The following is a 17,611-nucleotide window of genomic DNA, read 5'->3' on the forward strand; positions in this document are numbered from 1 at the left end:
TCCTTACTCAATTCTTTATTTAAGATACAAAACCGGCCCCTCAGGGCCGGTGTCTACTCAGTTGTTGTACAGATCGATGATCGCGCTGACCGCCTGGGTCTTGATCTTCGACGAGTCGTTACGCGCCTGCTCGATCTTGTTCAGGTAGGCCTCGTCGACGTCACCGGTCACGTACTTGCCGTCAAAGACGGCGCAGTCGAACTGGTCGATCTTGATCTTGCCGCCGCCAACCGCCTCGATCAGGTCTGGCAGGTCCTGATAGATCAGCCAATCAGCGCCAATCAGGTCAGCAACGTCCTGGGTCGTACGGTTATGAGCGATCAACTCGTGAGCGCTCGGCATGTCGATACCGTACACGTTCGGGTAACGCACGGCAGGCGCCGCGGAACAGAAGTACACGTTCTTCGCACCGGCTTCACGGGCCATCTGGATGATCTGCTTGCACGTGGTGCCGCGTACGATGGAGTCATCCACCAGCATCACGTTCTTGCCGCGAAATTCCAGCTCGATGGCGTTGAGCTTCTGGCGCACCGACTTCTTGCGTGCCGCCTGACCCGGCATGATGAAGGTACGGCCGATGTAGCGGTTCTTCACGAAGCCTTCACGGAACTTCACGCCCAAGTGATTGGCCAGCTCCAGCGCAGCGGTGCGGCTGGTGTCCGGAATCGGGATGACCACGTCGATGTCGTGCTCAGGACGCTCGCGCAGGATCTTGTCAGCCAGTTTCTCGCCCATGCGCAGGCGTGCCTTGTAGACCGAAACACCGTCGATGATCGAATCCGGACGCGCCAGGTAGACGTGTTCGAAGATGCACGGGGTGAGTTTCGGCGCCACGGCGCACTGACGGGTGTGCAGCTTGCCGTCTTCGGTGATGTACACCGCTTCGCCCGGCGCGAGGTCGCGGATCAGGGTAAAGCCCAGCACGTCCAGAGAGACGCTTTCGGAGGCGATCATGTACTCGACGCCTTCGTCGGTGTGACGCTGGCCGAACACGATCGGGCGAATGCCGTGCGGGTCACGGAAGCCGACGATGCCGTAGCCGGTGATCATCGCAACGACGGCGTAACCGCCAACGCAACGGTTGTGCACGTCGATCACTGCCGCGAACACGTCTTCTTCGGTCGGCTGCAACTTGCCACGCTGGGCCAGTTCGTGAGCGAACACGTTGAGCAGCACTTCCGAGTCGGAGCTGGTGTTGACGTGGCGCAGGTCAGATTCGTAAATCTCCTTGGCCAGCTGTTCAACGTTGGTCAGGTTACCGTTGTGCGCCAGGGTGATGCCGTAAGGCGAGTTGACGTAAAACGGCTGAGCTTCGGCCGAAGTCGAGCTACCCGCAGTCGGGTAACGCACATGGCCAATGCCCATGTGCCCGACCAGGCGCTGCATGTGACGCTGATGGAACACGTCACGTACCAGGCCGTTGTCCTTGCGCAGGAATAACCGGCCGTCGTGGCTGGTCACAATACCGGCAGCGTCCTGGCCGCGGTGCTGGAGGACGGTTAGCGCGTCATACAGCGCCTGATTGACGTTCGACTTACCGACGATACCGACGATGCCACACATGCGACGCAACCCCTACTTAATGAATCTTGACTGAACACAACTTACTGCGGCGTTTTGGCCGGTAAGAGGTGCTCCTTGAACGGAAGATCAGCGGGTACGCTGATTCCGCTGGCCAGCCACTGACTGCTCCACCCCAAAATGAGGTTTTTGGACCAATCTGCAACCAATAGAAATTTTGGCACGAGTACAGACTCCTGCCACCACGAATCCTGCTGTACTGGCCCCAGGCTCAACAGCCCGACCGCCACGACCACCAGCAACGCGCCACGCGCGGCGCCAAAGGCCATGCCGAGAAATCGATCGGTCCCGGAGAGGCCGGTGACACGTATCAACTCGCCAATAAGATAATTGACCATTGCCCCCACCAGCAGCGTGGCGATGAACATGATGGCGCAGCCCGCGATGACGCGAGCCGAAGGTGTCTCGATGTATCCGGCCAGGTAGACCGACAGTGAACCACCGAACATCCAGGCTACGACTCCTGCGATGATCCAGGTCAGCAACGACAGTGCTTCTTTGACGAAGCCGCGGCTAAGACTGATCAAAGCGGAGATGGCGACGATTGCAACAATCGCCCAATCAACCCAGGTAAATGGCACGTTTGAGCCTACGGACAGATAAGGCGGCGCATTTTAGCAGAGCGCCGGGCTATGGGTAAGCGGTGATTGCGGCTGCTTTGCAAATCAGTAGTTTGTGGCTGGCCAACCCTATTTCAACCCCCATGCAAAACTAATGTGGGAGGGGGCTTGCTCCCGATAGCGGTAGTTCAGCGATATATGTGCTGACTGGTCCACCGCTATCGGGGGCAAGCCCCCTCCCACATCTGACTGCATTTCAAGCTCGAATCGATACGAACTCAGCCGCGCTCAGGCTGGAACCGGGTGACAAACCCCTTCAGGTTCTGCTGACGATCCAGCAAGTCCCGTAGGCGATCCGCCTCGGCGCGCTCGATCAGCGGGCCGATAAACACACGGTTTTTACCGTCGGCGCTGCGGATATAGGCGTTATAGCCCTGACTACGCAGCTTTTTCTGCAAGGCATCCGCACCTTCGCGATTGCCCAGGCTGGCCACTTGAATCGACCAACTGATCGGCAGCCCATTAGGGTCGATGCGGCTCTGACCCACATCTGGCTTGCCTGGCGCGGCAGGTTGTGGCGCTACCGGTTTGGGCGCAGGCGCTGGCACAACAGGCTTGGCAGCCACGACAGGCGCCGGCTTGACCACTGGCACGCTTGGCTGCACCGGCATCGACGGCGCCTGCTGAGCGGCGATCTCATCTTCGGTCGGCACCGGTTCTTCTTCCGGCAAGGCCTGCGGCTCAGGCACCACTACGGGCTCGACCTGCACCTGCGGCACCGCCGGCGCCTGTGGCGCAGCCGGAGCCTCTACGACGACTTGGCGCTCTTCATCCTGACGGGAAAACAACATCGGCAAAAAGATCACCGCCAACGCCACCAGAACCAGGGCTCCGACCATTCGCTGCTTATATGCGCTATCCAGTAATGCCATGTGCAGCTTCCTCCGTGGAGCGCCGGGCCAACCACTCAAGCGCCTCGGCAACACAATAAAATGATCCGAACAACAGAATCTCGTCGTCAGGCGTGGCTACGGCACACTGCGCTTCAAGGGCTGCGGTGACGCTTGCATACGACGCCACCGGCGCACCAAGGTTCTGCAAGGCCACTTCCAACTCAACGGCCGGGCGAGTGCGTGACGAATCCAGTGGCGCCACCGCCCAAGCCTGGACACTGCCCTGCAAAGGCGCAACCACACCCTCCAGGTCCTTATCAGCCAGCAAACCGAACACTGCAAGGCGACGACCGACGGGCGGCGTACGGGCCAGGCGCTGCGCCAGATACTCGGCCGCATGGGGGTTATGGCCCACATCCAACAGCAGATTCAAGCATTTGCCCTGCCATTGGAAAGCTCGGCGATCCAGGCGACCCACAACACGGGTCGCCTGCAATGTCGCGGCGATCTGCTCGGCATTCCACGGCAAATCAAGCAGCAAGTAGGCTTGCAGTGCGAGCGCGGCGTTTTCCATCGGCAGGTTCAGCAACGGCAGGTCGCGTAGCTCTACAAGCTGACCACGCGCATCTCGCCCCTGCCACTGCCAATGCCGAGCACCGATCTCCAGATTGAATTCGCGGCCCCGCAGGAAGAACGGGCAACCTAATTCGCGCACCTTGTCGAGCAAGGTATGCGGCGGGTCAACATCGCCGCACAAGGCAGGCTTGCCCGGACGGAAGATGCCGGCCTTTTCATAGGCCACGGACTCGCGGGTATCGCCCAAATAATCGGCGTGATCCACGCCAATGCTGGTGACCAACGCCAGGTCGGCATCCACCACGTTGACCGTGTCCAGACGCCCGCCCAGGCCCACTTCCAGAACGACCACATCCAGTTGCGCGCGCTCAAACAGCCAGAACGCCGCCAGGGTGCCCATTTCGAAATAAGTCAGGGAGGTTTCGCCGCGCCCGGCATCGAGGGCGGCGAAGGCTTCGCAGAGTTGCGCGTCAGTGGCTTCGACGCCATTGAGCTGCACCCGCTCGTTGTAACGCAGCAGGTGCGGGGAATTGTACACGCCGACCTTCAGCCCTTGGGCTTGCAGCAGCGCGGCGACAAAGGCGCAAGTAGAGCCTTTGCCGTTGGTGCCGGTCACCGTGATCACTCGCGGTGCCGGGCGACCCAACCCGAGGCGGGCCGCTACCTGTTGCGAGCGCTCCAGGCCCATGTCGATGGCGGACGGATGCAACTGCTCAAGGTAGGCGAGCCATTCGCCCAGGGTACGTTGGGTCATAGGTTTGCAGGCACCGGCGGCACGACGATCGGCTCGACTTTAGGCGCGACGTACACAGGCGTCGGCAGGCCCATCATTTGCGCCAGCAGGTTACCCAGGCGCGGGCGCAATTCGCCGCGCGGCACGATCAGGTCGATGGCGCCGTGTTCCAGCAGGAACTCGCTGCGCTGGAAACCTTCCGGGAGCTTTTCACGCACGGTCTGTTCGATCACACGTGGGCCGGCAAAGCCGATCAGAGCTTTAGGCTCGCCGACGATCACATCGCCCAGCATCGCCAGGCTGGCAGACACGCCGCCGTAGACCGGGTCGGTCAGCACGGAGATGAACGGAATGCCTTCTTCACGCAGACGCGCCAGTACCGCAGAGGTCTTGGCCATTTGCATCAGGGAGATCAGGGCTTCCTGCATGCGCGCACCACCGGAGGCGGCGAAGCAGATCATCGGGCAACGGTTTTCCAGGGCGTAGTTGGCGGCGCGAACAAAACGCTCACCGACGATGGCACCCATGGAGCCGCCCATGAAGGAGAACTCGAAAGCCGAAACCACCACTGGCATGCCCAACAGCTTGCCGCTGACGGAAATCAGCGCGTCTTTCTCGCCGGTCTGCTTCTGGGCGCCGACCAGGCGGTCCTTGTACTTCTTGCTGTCGCGGAACTTGAGACGGTCAACCGGCTCCAGGTCTGCACCCAGCTCGTTACGGCCTTCGGCATCCAGGAAGATGTCGATGCGGGCGCGGGCGCCGATACGCATGTGGTGGTTGCACTTGGGGCAAACATCCAGGGTCTTTTCCAGCTCCGGGCGGTACAGCACCGCGTCGCAGGAAGGGCACTTGTGCCACAGACCTTCAGGAACCGAGCTTTTTTTCACCTCGGAACGCATGATCGAAGGGATCAGTTTGTCTACTAACCAGTTGCTCATGCTTTCTTTCTCCAGTACCGGTGGCTTGAACACAGCCCCGCGTATGCCCTTGAGCTAAATTCATATGTGGCGATGGTGCATGCTGGACGGGGTCAGACGTTCGACCTGCCTTTTCCCGCATGTGCCCTCAGCCTTCCAGACAACCTGCCCGTGCAGGCTTGCCACTTCATTTCCGGGTCACCACAGGCGACGCCGGGCTGTTTTACACAGTGGTAGTTATGGACGGCGGCAGACCGCCAGCCGTCACATCCCGCGCACAGCCTGCATAAATGCGCGAATCTTGCTGTGATCCTTGATGCCCTTGCCCTGCTCCACACCGCCGCTGACATCCACGGCATAAGGGCGAACCTGCTCGATGGCTGCCGCGACATTCGTGGCGTTAAGCCCGCCAGCCAGGATAATCGGCTTGCTCAGGCCTTCGGGTATCAGCGACCAATCGAACGCCTCGCCGGTGCCACCGGGCACACCCTCGACGTAGGTGTCCAATAAAATCCCGCGAGCACCGCCGTAGGCAGCACAGGCTGCGGCGATATCATCCCCGGCCTTGACGCGTAGCGCCTTGATATAGGGGCGCTGGTAGCTCTCGCACTCTTCGGGGCTTTCGTCGCCGTGAAACTGCAGCATATCCAGCGCAACCGCATCCAGGGTCTCGTTGAGCTCACACCGGCTGGCGTTGACGAACAAGCCTACGGTGGTCACGAAGGGCGGCAATGCGGCGATGATCGCCCGCGCCTGCAGCACATTCACCGCCCGCGGGCTCTTGGCGTAGAACACGAAACCAATCGCGTCCGCCCCCGCCTCGACTGCCGCCAGCGCGTCTTCTATGCGGGTAATCCCGCAAATCTTGCTGCGAACGGCTGACATGTCGTGGAAACCCCAGGGATTGGACCGAGAAAGTCCCGGATGGTAACAAAAGCTTTTCCGGGCGTCAGCCGCCAAGTTCGCTGAAACCTGTGAGGAAGTGTGGCCCGATGAACCGATCCGGCAGCTCGAACTCGTCGCGGTACTCTACATCCACCAGGTACAGGCCGAACGGATGCGCCGTTACACCGCCCGTACGACGAATGCGGCTTTCCAGCACTTCCTTGGCCCATTCCACCGGGCGCTCGCCGGTGCCGATAGTCATCAGCACGCCGGCAATGTTGCGCACCATATGGTGCAGGAAGGCGCCAGCGCGAATATCCAGCACGATCATCTTGCCGTGACGCGTCACCCGCAGATGGTGGACTTCCTTGATCGGCGACTTGGCCTGGCACTGGCCGGCGCGGAAGGCACTGAAGTCATGCACGCCCACCAGGTGCTGCGCCGCCTCAGCCATGCGCTCGGCGTCCAGCGGGCGGTGGTTCCAGGTGATTTCTTCGTTAAGGTGGGCCGGGCGGATCTGGTCGTTGTAGATCACATACCGATAACGCCGGGCGATGGCCTTGAAACGCGCATGAAAATGCGCCGGCATGACCTTGGCCCAACTGACGCTGACGTCATGGGGCAAGTTGATATTTGCGCCCATCACCCACGCCTTCATGGTGCGCTCGGCCTGGGTGTCGAAGTGCACCACTTGACCGCACGCGTGCACGCCGGCATCGGTACGCCCGGCGCACATCAGCGACACCGGCGAGTCGGCGACTTTCGACAAGGCCTTTTCCAGGGTTTCCTGCACGGTCAGCACACCGGACGCCTGGCGCTGCCAGCCGCGATAGCGCGAGCCTTTGTATTCAACGCCCAGGGCGATGCGGTAAAAGCCTGCGGCCGCCATTTCGGCAGCCGCGTTATCTATATTTGCCAAGAACTGAGAGCCTGATGAGTTGCGCAAAGGCGGGCATTATAAGGGCGGCTGAAGCATGGCGGGCGGTTTTGTTGCGGATTGACGCAGTACAAATGTGGGAGGGGGCTTGCTCCCGATGGCGGTGCCTCAGTCAACACACCTGTGACTGAACCACCGCCATCGGGAGCAAGCCCCCTCCCACACTTGTACTGCGTTACCGGTTAGATCCTGCCGAGCATTTCCTTGGCCTCACCGCGCTGGGACTCATCACCTTCAACCAGCACTTCGGACAAGATGTCCCGCGCGCCGTCCGCATCGCCCATGTCGATGTAGGCCTGGGCCAAATCGAGCTTGGTGGCAACCTCATCGGTACCCGAGAGGAAGTCGAACTCCGGCTCGTCATCGCCCAGCGCCGCGTCATCTGCGGTGAACGACGGCTCGATAGACGGATGCTCCAGGCTCTGAGACAGACGATCCAGCTCGGCGTTGACGTCATCCAGTTCCGACGCGAATGCGTCAGGCTTGGCGGCGGCATCGGGCTCGTCTGCCAGCGAAAGATCGAAATCTTCCGGCAGGTCAAAATCGTCCAGCGCTGCCGGGGTCAAGGTTGGAGGCTCGACGGCAGCGCCCTTCACCTGATCCTCCAGGCCTGACAAGAAGTCATCGTCCGCTTGCGTTGAAGCCGGCGCATCCAACGACAAGTCCAGGTCGAAGTCCGACAAGTCGTCTGGGCCGGCTTTGACTTCAGTCTGTTGCTCTAGAAGCGACTCGAACGTCTGCTGATCGTCGCCGATGTCGGCAGGTGACGCAGCCTCCAGCTCATCCAGGCTCAGGTCGAAGTCAGTATCAAATGGCTCTGGCTCTGGCTCCGGCGCAGCCGGCTTGTCTTCGAGCAGGTCCTTGACGTATTGCGCATCAAGGGCCGCCGCCGCAACGGCTGCGCTGACGCCTGCCGCCAAAACCGCCATGGCCGGGAAGCGCGACTTGAGCTGTTCGACTTGGGCATGGTTCTCACCATTGGCCACCAGTTGACGCTCCTGGGTGACAAAACCGTCTTTGTCGTTCTGCAGGCCGTAGACTTCCATCAGCTTCAAACGCAGGTCGCTGCGCTTGGGCTCGCGCTTGATCGCCTGCTCCAGCACATCAGCGGCCTGGTTCAGATGACCGCGATCGACAAGGGACTGGGCCTGGGCCAGCGCATCGCTGGAGTTTTGCGGCGCAACAGCCACTGCCAGCGGTGCCAGCACGGACGCAACGGTTGGCACTACGACGGCGGGCTCAACCACTGGCGCAGGCGCCGGAGCGGCTGCCAGCTTGACGCTCGGCGGCGGCACTTCAAGGCCCTCAAAGCTGTCTGGCGGCAGGTCGTGGTCAATGTTCGAGGTAAATTCCGGCTCTTCGGCCAAGGCGCGCGCCATGCGCAGGTGCTTTTCTTCTTCAAGGCGGGCGTTACGATGACGCGCCCACAGCAGCAGGAGCAACAGCACCAACAGGCCGGCCGCGCCGCCGATCACACCGAGGACGATCGGGTTGGTCAGCAGGTCGTTGAATTTGCCTTCGGTAGTGGCAGCGGGCGCTGCCTCAGGCTTGATCGGCTCAGCCACAGGCGCGACAGGTACTGCAGCGGGCGTGGCGGCCGGTGCCGGAGTCGGCGCAGGCTCGCCAGCCAATTGCGCTGGCATCACGGCCGTGGCCGGCGTAGCTGGGTCAGCCTTTTCGGCCTGCAAACGGGCGAGTTGATCGTTTTTCAGCTGGATCAGCTTTTGCAGCTTGTCCAACTGGCTTTGCAAATCGGCCGCGCGGCTTTTCAACTCTTCGTTGTCGCGGCGGGTTGTGTCCAACTGCTCCTGAGTCATTGCCAGTTTGTCGCTCAGGCCCGAGCTGTCGCCAGCCTTGCCCTTGGCGCCCTTCTTCGCGGCTTCGGCAGAGACCAGGCTCAAGTTGTCCTTGGCGTTGGTGCTTGATGGCGCGCCGCCCGCCTGGGTGCGCTTGGTCGCGTCCAGCTGCTGCTGGCCGGCTGCCGGGTTGGCGGCGGAGCGACGGCCCTGGCGCCAAGCCGTGTTTTGCGCGGTCACTTCGGCAATCGCCTGGGGCTGCGGCAAGCTGGTCGCTTGCACGCGATCGGGCAGGCGTAGGACCTGGCCGGTTTTCAAGCGGTTGATATTGCCATCGCGAAAGGCATCAGGGTTCAACGCCTGAATAGCCAACATGGTTTGTTGTACTGACGCGCCATTGCGATGCTTTTCGGCAATTTCCCACAAGGTGTCGTGAGACGTAGTGGTGTGTTGCGCGGCCTTGCTTATGGCCGGTGCACTCAGGCGCGGCGCGGGCGCGGCGGCGGTCGGTGCTGGCTGTTCGAACTTGGCTGGGTCAAGCAATACGCTGTAGTCGCGCATCAGGCGGCCATTGGGCCATTGCACTTGCAACAAGAAGCGTACGTAGGAATCCGGCAGCGGCTTGCTGGAGGTGACGCGCACCACACTGCGGCCGCTGGGGTTGATCACCGGGGTAAACGTCAGGTCATTGAGAAACGCCTGACGGTCGACGCCTGCGTCCACAAACGCCTGGGACGAGGCCAGGCTCGGCGTGATCTCGGAAGCCGTGAGGCCACCCACATCAAGCAATTCGATTTCCACCGACAACGGCTGGTTCAACTTCGACTTGAGGGTCATCTCCCCCAGCTGCAGCGCCTGCGCCATACCGGAGGACAGCGCCGAGGCGGCCGCTATTGCTAACACCAGTTTGCGAACTTGAACCATAGCCTCATCCTTTGTTTGAACACTCCCCGGCCTGCGAGAAGGTTGGTAACCGCTGCCATAAGGCATGGCGAGCCGATAGGTTACCGACGCGCTTCTATTCCTGCTTCGGGCCAAGCATAGCGCCTGGATAGAATCAATCTACAAATTGCCGCCAAGTATCTTTTACACAAGGTCTTTTATCAACAACTGCGCCAGCTGTACGGCATTAAGGGCGGCGCCTTTGCGCACGTTATCTGACGTCAGCCACAGATTTAGTTCCGAAGGATCATCCACACCTGCACGAACGCGCCCTACATACACGACGTCCTGGCCTACCGCATCGCCAACAGCAGTCGGATAATCCCCCTCTTCAACCAGCTCTATTCCCGGCGCCGCATCGAGTACACGGTTTACGTCAGCGAGGTTGACCGGTGCGCCCAGTTGCAGCGACACAGTCAAGCTATCGCCAAAAAACACCGGCGCTTGAATGCAGGTTGCGGAAATCTTTAGTAAAGGAGTTTCCAGCACAGCACGCAGTTCGTGTACGAGACGCTTCTCCAGGGCTGTATGACCTTGAGCGTCTGGCGTGCCGACTTGGGCCAGCAGGTTGAAGGCAACCTGGCGATCAAAGAACTGCGGCTCCATTGGGCGCACGTTCAACAGCTCGGCGGTTTGCCGGGCCAGTTCGCTGACGGCTTCGCGCCCCAGTGCAGACATGGCAAGGCTGGCAGTGACGCTGACGCGCTGGATATCCAGCAAACCGCGCAACGGTGCCAGCACCACCGCAAGATTAGTTGCCGACGGGCTTGGGCTGCTCAGTTGGAACGGCTTTTTCAGGCCCTTCAGGACGTGAGCATTTGCCTCTGGTACAACTTGAGGTGCCTGATCGGCCGGCAATGCGCCTGACAGATCGATCACCGCACAACCGGCGGCCGTGGCGCGCGGGGCAAAACTGAGGGTCACCGCTGGCCCCGCAGCAAAAAATGCCAGCTGCACCTTTTTGAAATCGAACTCGTCGACTTCCTTCACCCGCACGTTCTTGCCGCGAAACGGCACCGAAGCGCCGGCAGAGTTGCTGCCCGCCAGCAGATACAGGGTGCCCACCGGGAAGTCCAGCTCTTCGAGAATCTGCACCAGGGTTTCGCCAACGGTGCCGGTGGCGCCGATCACGGCGATTTCAAAGGTCTGGGTCATGGGGGTTGCCTCGGGCATTGCGGGGGGAGCGGCACTTTACCGGGTGGCTGAGGGTGAGGCAATTAAGGCAGTTTTTGTGGTGAGGCTAATGGCCTCTTCGCGAGCAAGCCCGCTCCCACATTTGATTGCATTTCAACTGGAGAAACTCGGTCAAGTGTGGGAGCTGGCTTGCCTGCGATGACGGCCTCAAGGGCAACAAAAAACCCGCGCCTGTCACCAGTCGCGGGTTTTTCTTACAGCCTCAAGCGATCAACGCTCCAGCAGAATCCGCAGCATACGACGCAACGGCTCAGCCGCGCCCCACAGCAGCTGGTCGCCAACCGTGAACGCGCCCAGGAACTGGCTGCCCATGTTCAGCTTGCGCAGACGACCCACCGGTACATTCAGAGTGCCGGTGACCTTGGTTGGGCTCAGCTCCTGCATGCTGATATCACGGTTGTTCGGCACCAGCTTGACCCATGGGTTGTGCGAGCTGATCAACGACTCGATATCGGCGATCGGCACGTCTTTGTTCAGCTTGATGGTCAGTGCCTGGCTGTGGCAGCGCATGGCGCCGATGCGCACGCAGATGCCATCAACCGGGATCGGGCTCTTGAAGCGACCGAGGATCTTGTTGGTCTCGGCCTGGGCCTTCCACTCTTCGCGGCTTTGGCCGTTCGGCAGCTCTTTGTCGATCCACGGGATCAAGCTACCGGCCAATGGCACGCCGAAGTTCTCGGTCGGATAGGCATCGCTGCGCATGGCTTCGGCCACACGGCGGTCTATGTCGAGGATCGCGCTGGCCGGGTCGGCCAGTTGATCGGCGACGGCCGCATGGGTTGCGCCCATCTGTTTGATCAGCTCGCGCATGTTCTGCGCGCCGGCACCGGAGGCCGCCTGATAGGTCATGGCGCTCATCCACTCGACCAGGCCGGCTTCGAACAAGCCGCCCAGGCCCATCAGCATCAGGCTCACGGTGCAGTTGCCGCCGACGTAGTTCTTGGTGCCGGCATCCAGTTGCTGGTCGATGACCTTGCGGTTCACCGGGTCGAGGATGATCACCGCATCGTCCTGCATACGCAGGCTCGATGCCGCGTCGATCCAGTAGCCCTGCCAGCCCGCTTCACGCAGCTTGGGGAAGACTTCACTGGTGTAGTCGCCACCCTGACAGGTCACGATCACGTCGAGGGTCTTCAACTCTTCAATGCTGTAGGCGTCCTTGAGCGGGGCAATATCCTTGCCCACGGACGGCCCTTGGCCACCAACGTTCGAAGTGGTGAAAAACACCGGCTCAATAAGATCGAAATCCTGCTCTTCCAGCATCCGCTGCATGAGCACGGAACCGACCATACCGCGCCAACCGATCAGACCTACACGTTTCATCGCAACTACACCTTGTTAAAAAGTGGGCCGCCTTGCAGCAACAACTGCAAGCGGGCCCGAGAGATTACAGATTCTGCAACGCGGCGACTACTGCGTCGCCCATTTCTTGCGTACCAACCTTGGTGCAACCCTGCGACCAGATGTCGCCGGTGCGCAAACCCTGGTCGAGCACCAGGCTCACGGCCTTCTCGATGGCGTCCGCAGCGTCGCTCAGGTTGAAGCTGTAACGCAGCATCATCGACACCGACAAAATGGTCGCCAGCGGGTTGGCAATGCCCTGCCCCGCGATGTCCGGCGCCGAGCCGTGGCAAGGCTCGTACATGCCCTTGTTATTGGTGTCCAGGGACGCCGACGGCAGCATGCCGATAGAGCCGGTGAGCATCGACGCCTGGTCAGACAGGATGTCGCCGAACAGGTTGTCGGTGACGATCACGTCGAACTGCTTGGGCGCACGCACCAGTTGCATGGCGGCGTTGTCGACGTACATGTGGCTCAGTTCGACGTCCGGGTAGTCCTTGGCCACTTCTTCGACGATTTCACGCCACAGTTGGCTGGAGGCCAGCACGTTGGCCTTGTCTACCGAGCAGACCTTCTTGCCACGCACGCGGGCCATGTCGAAGCCGACACGGGCGATGCGGCGGATTTCGCTCTCGCTGTACGGCAGGGTGTCGTAGGCCTGGCGCTCGCCGTTTTCCAGCTCGCGCACGCCACGTGGCGAGCCGAAGTAGATACCGCCGGTCAGCTCGCGCACGATGAGAATATCCAGGCCCGCGACCACTTCCGGCTTGAGGCTCGAAGCGTCCGCCAGTTGCGGGTAGAGGATCGCCGGGCGCAAGTTGCCGAACAAGCCCAATTGCGCACGGATTTTCAGCAGGCCGCGCTCAGGGCGGATGTCACGCTCGATCTTGTCCCATTTCGGGCCACCCACGGCGCCCAGCAGTACGGCGTCGGCCGCGCGAGCGCGGTCCAGGGTCTCATCAGCCAGCGGCACACCGTGTTTGTCGATGGCAGCGCCGCCGATCACGTCGTGGCTCAGTTCGAAGCCCAGGCTGTACTTGGTGTTGGCCACTTCCAGGACCTTGACCGCCTCGGCCATGATTTCCGGACCAATACCGTCGCCAGGGAGAATCAGAATCTGCTTGCTCATGGGTTCCTCATTTCATCAAGCGACCTGCCCGCAGGCAGGTCGGGGAAAATTGATCAGCGTTCGGCGAAGACCACCAGCACGTCGGTGCTGAAGGTGCCGTCGGCTTGAATTTCGTAATAGTCGCGTACTTCCTGGCCCATCGCCTTTTGCAGCTCAAGGATTGCGGCGCGCAACACCTCTGGCGTGCGCATGCGCTCGACCCAGGAGGTGTATTCCAGGCGCAGGCGTTGGCGGCTGCTGGTGCGCACATGCAACCCGGACTCGCTGAGCTGCTGCATCCATTCGGCGGCCGAGTAATCGCGCACGTGACTGGTGTCGCGCAGCACTTCGACGGTTTGCAGGTAAGTGTCCAACAGCGGGCTGCCCGGAGACAAGACGTCGACAAACGCGGCAACGCCACCCGGCTTGAGCACACGGCGCACTTCGCGCAGGGCCAGGCCCAGGTCGCTCCAGTGGTGGGCCGAGTAGCGGCTGAACACGAAGTCGAACTCGCCATCGGCGAACGGCAGGCGTTCGGCGGCGCCGTGCACGGTGCGAATGTTGCCCAGGCCACGATCAACCGCAGCGGCGGCAACCACGTCGAGCATCTGCTGGGACAGGTCGTAGGCCACCACTTCTTTGACCAATGGGGCTACGTGGAAGCTGACGTGACCGGCACCGCAGCCCAAGTCCAGCAGTCGTGCACTGCCCTGCCCGGCCAGTTCGGCCTGCAACAGCGCGAATTCGGTGCCTTGGGCGTGCACGGCACTGCTCAGGTAGGCCGAGGCTTGCTCGCCGAATTGTTTTTGCACGACTTGGGTGTGGGCGGTGTTGGTCATGGTGGCTTTCCTTGGGTTTTGGGGTGGCTGTACTGCCGCTATCGCAGGCAAGCCAGCTCCCACAGTTGACCGAGTCGTTCAGGAGAACACCGATCAATGTGGGAGCCGGGCTTGCCCGCGATGGGGCCAGTCCGGTCTACCCAGAATTACGCGTCGCGAAACAACCAAGGCTGGCTAGCCCGGTGCTTGGCTTCAAACGCGGCAATCGCATCACCGTCCTGCAAAGTCAGGCCGATGTCATCCAAACCATTGATCAAGCAATGCTTACGGAACGCATCAACCTCAAAGTGATACACCTTGCCATCCGGACGGGTCACGGTTTGCGCGGCCAAATCGACAGTCAGCTGGTAGCCCACATCGGCTTCCACCTGCTTGAACAACTCGTCCACTTCTTCATCGGTCAAGATGATCGGCAACAGCCCGTTCTTGAAGCTGTTGTTGAAGAAGATATCGGCATAGCTCGGCGCGATGATGCTGCGAAAGCCGTATTCTTCCAGGGCCCACGGCGCGTGTTCACGGCTGGAGCCGCAACCGAAGTTTTCCCGGGCCAGCAGCACGCTGGCGCCTTGATAACGTTCGGCGTTGAGCACGAAGTCTTTGTTCAGCGGGCGCTTGGAGTTGTCCTGGTAGGCGTAGCCCACGTCCAGGTAGCGCCACTCGTCGAACAGGTTCGGGCCAAAACCGGTGCGTTTGATCGACTTCAAAAACTGCTTGGGGATGATCTGGTCAGTGTCCACGTTGGCACGGTCCAACGGCGCGACTAAACCTGTGTGTTGTGTAAAAGCACGCATCGGGTATTCCTCAGATCAATTCGCGAACGTCGATGAAACGACCGTTGACGGCAGCCGCAGCGGCCATGGCCGGGCTGACCAGGTGGGTACGCCCACCTGCGCCCTGACGCCCTTCGAAGTTACGGTTGGACGTGGACGCGCAATGCTCGCCCGACTCCAAGCGGTCCGGGTTCATCGCCAGGCACATCGAGCAACCCGGCTCACGCCATTCAAAACCGGCTTCGAGGAAGATCTTGTCCAGGCCTTCGGCTTCGGCTTGCGCTTTGACCAGGCCCGAGCCCGGCACCACGATGGCTTGCTTGATGGTCGAGGCCACCTTGCGGCCTTTGGCAATCACCGCCGCAGCGCGCAGGTCTTCGATCCGCGAGTTGGTGCAGGAGCCGATGAATACGCGGTCCAACTGGATGTCGGTGATTGCCTGGTTGGCTTGCAAGCCCATGTACTTCAAGGCGCGCTCGATAGAACCACGCTTGACCAGGTCGGTTTCTTTGGCCGGGTCTGGCACGTTTTGGTCAACGGCCAACACCATCTCCGGCGAAGTGCCCCAGCTGACTTGCGGCTTGATCTGGGCAGCGTCCAGCTCGACCACGGTGTCGAACACCGCGTCGGCGTCGGAGACCAGGTCTTTCCAGGCTTCTACCGCTGCGTCCCAATCGGCGCCAGCCGGTGCGAAAGGACGGCCTTTGACGTACTCGACGGTCTTTTCGTCCGCCGCCACCATGCCCACGCGGGCACCGGCTTCGATGGACATGTTGCAGATGGTCATGCGCCCTTCGATGGACAGGTCGCGAATGGCGCTGCCGGCGAACTCGATGGCATGGCCGTTACCGCCGGCGGTGCCAATCTTGCCGATCACGGCGAGCACGATGTCTTTGGCGGTCACGCCAAATGGCAAGGTGCCTTCAACCGACACCAGCATGTTTTTCATTTTCTTGGCGACCAGGCACTGGGTGGCGAACACATGCTCCACCTCAGAGGTACCGATGCCGTGAGCCAGGGCACCAAAGGCACCGTGGGTCGACGTGTGGGAGTCGCCGCAGACCACGGTCATGCCCGGCAAGGTGGCACCCTGCTCCGGGCCGATCACGTGAACGATGCCTTGACGCACGTCATTCATCTTGAATTCGGTAATGCCATATTCGTCGCAATAGTCGTCGAGGGTCTGTACTTGCAGACGCGATACGGTGTCGACGATGGCGTCGATGCCGCCCTTGCGCTCAGGGGTGGTCGGCACGTTGTGGTCTGGGGTGGCAATGATGGAATCGACGCGCCAAGGCTTGCGCCCAGCCAGTCGCAGGCCTTCAAACGCTTGAGGCGAGGTCACTTCATGGATGATGTGACGGTCGATATAGATCAGCGACGAGCCATCGTCGCGCCGTTTCACTTCATGGGAATCCCAAAGCTTGTCGTAAAGCGTTTTGCCAGCCATCAGTCGGTCCTCATCAGCGGTGTTTCATACGCCGGGCTTTTCAATAACCCTTTGGCTTGTGAGGCTGATGGTATGGCGCTACATTAAATAACTCAAATTCATATTTTTTATGCTTTGGATTACCAACTGGAATACCACAATGGACCTGGCCAACCTTAATGCTTTTATTGCTATCGCCGAGACCGGCAGCTTCTCAGGCGCGGGCGAGCGCCTGCACCTGACCCAACCGGCCATCAGCAAACGCATTGCCGGGCTGGAGCAACAATTGAAGGTGCGCTTGTTTGATCGGCTGGGCCGTGAAGTCGGCCTGACCGAAGCCGGGCGCGCTCTGCTGCCACGGGCCTATCAGATTCTCAACGTACTGGATGACACACGCCGCGCCCTTACCAACCTCACCGGCGAAGTCAGTGGGCGCCTGACGCTGGCCACCAGTCACCATATTGGCCTGCACCGCTTGCCGCCGATTCTGCGCACCTTTACCCGGGAATACCCCAACGTTGCGCTGGATATTCAGTTCCTCGATTCGGAAGTGGCCTACGAAGAAATCCTCCACGGCCGCGCCGAAGTGGCGGTGATCACCCTGGCACCCGACCCTCACCACCTGGTGCGCGCCACTCCGGTGTGGGATGACCCGCTGGATTTTGTGGTGGCGCCGGAACACAGCCTTACCCTCAATGGCACCATCACACTGGCCGATATTGCCGGCCACCCGGCGGTTTTCCCCGGCGGCAACACCTTTACCCATCATATTGTCAGCCGACTGTTCGAAGCCCAGGGCCTCACGCCGAATATCGCGATGAGCACTAACTACCTGGAAACTATCAAGATGATGGTGTCTATCGGCCTGGCCTGGAGCGTCTTGCCGCGCACCATGCTCGATGATCAGGTGGCAAGCATCGCTTTACCGGGCATACAGCTCAGTCGCCAGCTAGGCTATATCGTGCACACCGAAAGGACGCTGTCGAACGCTGCGCGGGCTTTCATGAGCCTATTGGATGCACAGGTCGATCTGCCAGGGATACCGGCATGAAGCTGTGTGGCCTCAGGGTTTAAGTAAAACCGCGCCTTACGCCCATCGAGCCAAGGCCC

Annotated in this window: 15 protein-coding genes; 1 reads left to right on the top strand and 14 read right to left on the bottom strand. The window is 60.9% G+C overall.

Translation table 11 applies throughout. The annotated features are described in order from the left end of the window. Positions 1-57: 57 nt before the first annotated feature. From purF to leuC, 14 genes are all read right to left on the bottom strand, one after another. A complete protein-coding gene (gene purF / locus ICY20_RS12195; protein WP_032888260.1) occupies positions 58-1,563 on the bottom strand; it encodes an amidophosphoribosyltransferase in 1,506 nt (501 codons plus the stop codon). Between the two features lie 41 nt (positions 1,564-1,604). Next, positions 1,605-2,162, bottom strand: a complete 558-nt coding sequence (locus tag ICY20_RS12200; protein WP_003192538.1) for a CvpA family protein — start codon at positions 2,160-2,162, stop codon at positions 1,605-1,607. Positions 2,163-2,419: 257 nt separating this feature from the next. Then, positions 2,420-3,073, bottom strand: a complete 654-nt coding sequence (locus tag ICY20_RS12205) for an SPOR domain-containing protein (protein WP_159958735.1) — start codon at positions 3,071-3,073, stop codon at positions 2,420-2,422. Continuing rightward, positions 3,057-4,364, bottom strand: a complete 1,308-nt coding sequence (gene folC, locus ICY20_RS12210; RefSeq protein ID WP_159958737.1) for a bifunctional tetrahydrofolate synthase/dihydrofolate synthase — start codon at positions 4,362-4,364, stop codon at positions 3,057-3,059. The genes ICY20_RS12205 and folC overlap by 17 nt, the downstream gene beginning before the upstream one ends. Further along, the gene (gene accD / locus ICY20_RS12215; protein WP_101272130.1) at positions 4,361-5,281 is read right to left on the bottom strand and encodes an acetyl-CoA carboxylase, carboxyltransferase subunit beta; all 921 of its coding nucleotides are present in this window, start codon (positions 5,279-5,281) and stop codon (positions 4,361-4,363) included. Before accD ends, folC begins: the two co-directional genes overlap by 4 nt. 243 nt (positions 5,282-5,524) lie before the next feature. Continuing rightward, a complete protein-coding gene (locus ICY20_RS12220; RefSeq protein WP_194937607.1) occupies positions 5,525-6,145 on the bottom strand; it encodes a phosphoribosylanthranilate isomerase in 621 nt (206 codons plus the stop codon). A 64-nt stretch (positions 6,146-6,209) separates the two neighbouring features. Continuing rightward, a complete protein-coding gene (truA, locus tag ICY20_RS12225) occupies positions 6,210-7,034 on the bottom strand; it encodes a tRNA pseudouridine(38-40) synthase TruA (protein WP_159958783.1) in 825 nt (274 codons plus the stop codon). A 230-nt stretch (positions 7,035-7,264) separates the two neighbouring features. After that, positions 7,265-9,802 (bottom strand): FimV family protein, encoded by a 2,538-nt coding sequence (locus ICY20_RS12230; RefSeq protein WP_194937608.1) that lies wholly within the window; start codon positions 9,800-9,802, stop codon positions 7,265-7,267. 162 nt (positions 9,803-9,964) lie between these two features. After that, complete coding sequence (locus ICY20_RS12235) at positions 9,965-10,975, bottom strand: aspartate-semialdehyde dehydrogenase (protein ID WP_194937609.1); 1,011 nt, start codon at positions 10,973-10,975, stop codon at positions 9,965-9,967. A 249-nt stretch (positions 10,976-11,224) separates the two neighbouring features. Then, positions 11,225-12,337 carry an aspartate-semialdehyde dehydrogenase gene (gene asd, locus ICY20_RS12240; protein WP_159958745.1) on the bottom strand — a complete coding sequence of 371 codons (1,113 nt, stop codon included), beginning with the start codon at positions 12,335-12,337 and terminating at the stop codon, positions 11,225-11,227. A 64-nt stretch (positions 12,338-12,401) separates the two neighbouring features. Continuing rightward, positions 12,402-13,484: a 3-isopropylmalate dehydrogenase gene (leuB, locus tag ICY20_RS12245; protein WP_159958747.1), complete on the bottom strand. Its 1,083-nt coding sequence runs from the start codon at positions 13,482-13,484 to the stop codon at positions 12,402-12,404. Positions 13,485-13,537: 53 nt separating this feature from the next. Further along, positions 13,538-14,302: a class I SAM-dependent methyltransferase gene (locus ICY20_RS12250; protein ID WP_194937610.1), complete on the bottom strand. Its 765-nt coding sequence runs from the start codon at positions 14,300-14,302 to the stop codon at positions 13,538-13,540. 146 nt (positions 14,303-14,448) lie between these two features. Beyond that, positions 14,449-15,093, bottom strand: coding sequence for a 3-isopropylmalate dehydratase small subunit (gene leuD, locus ICY20_RS12255; RefSeq protein WP_032888286.1), 645 nt, complete (start codon positions 15,091-15,093; stop codon positions 14,449-14,451). Positions 15,094-15,103: 10 nt separating this feature from the next. Then, positions 15,104-16,522 (bottom strand): 3-isopropylmalate dehydratase large subunit, encoded by a 1,419-nt coding sequence (gene leuC / locus ICY20_RS12260; RefSeq protein WP_159958751.1) that lies wholly within the window; start codon positions 16,520-16,522, stop codon positions 15,104-15,106. Positions 16,523-16,661: 139 nt separating this feature from the next. Here leuC and ICY20_RS12265 point away from each other — a divergent pair, with 139 nt between their 5' ends. Continuing rightward, positions 16,662-17,552 carry a LysR family transcriptional regulator gene (locus ICY20_RS12265; protein ID WP_159958753.1) on the top strand — a complete coding sequence of 297 codons (891 nt, stop codon included), beginning with the start codon at positions 16,662-16,664 and terminating at the stop codon, positions 17,550-17,552. Positions 17,553-17,611 lie beyond the last annotated feature (59 nt).

The sequence above is a fragment of the Pseudomonas pisciculturae genome (assembly GCF_015461805.1).
Taxonomy (GTDB): domain Bacteria; phylum Pseudomonadota; class Gammaproteobacteria; order Pseudomonadales; family Pseudomonadaceae; genus Aquipseudomonas; species Aquipseudomonas pisciculturae.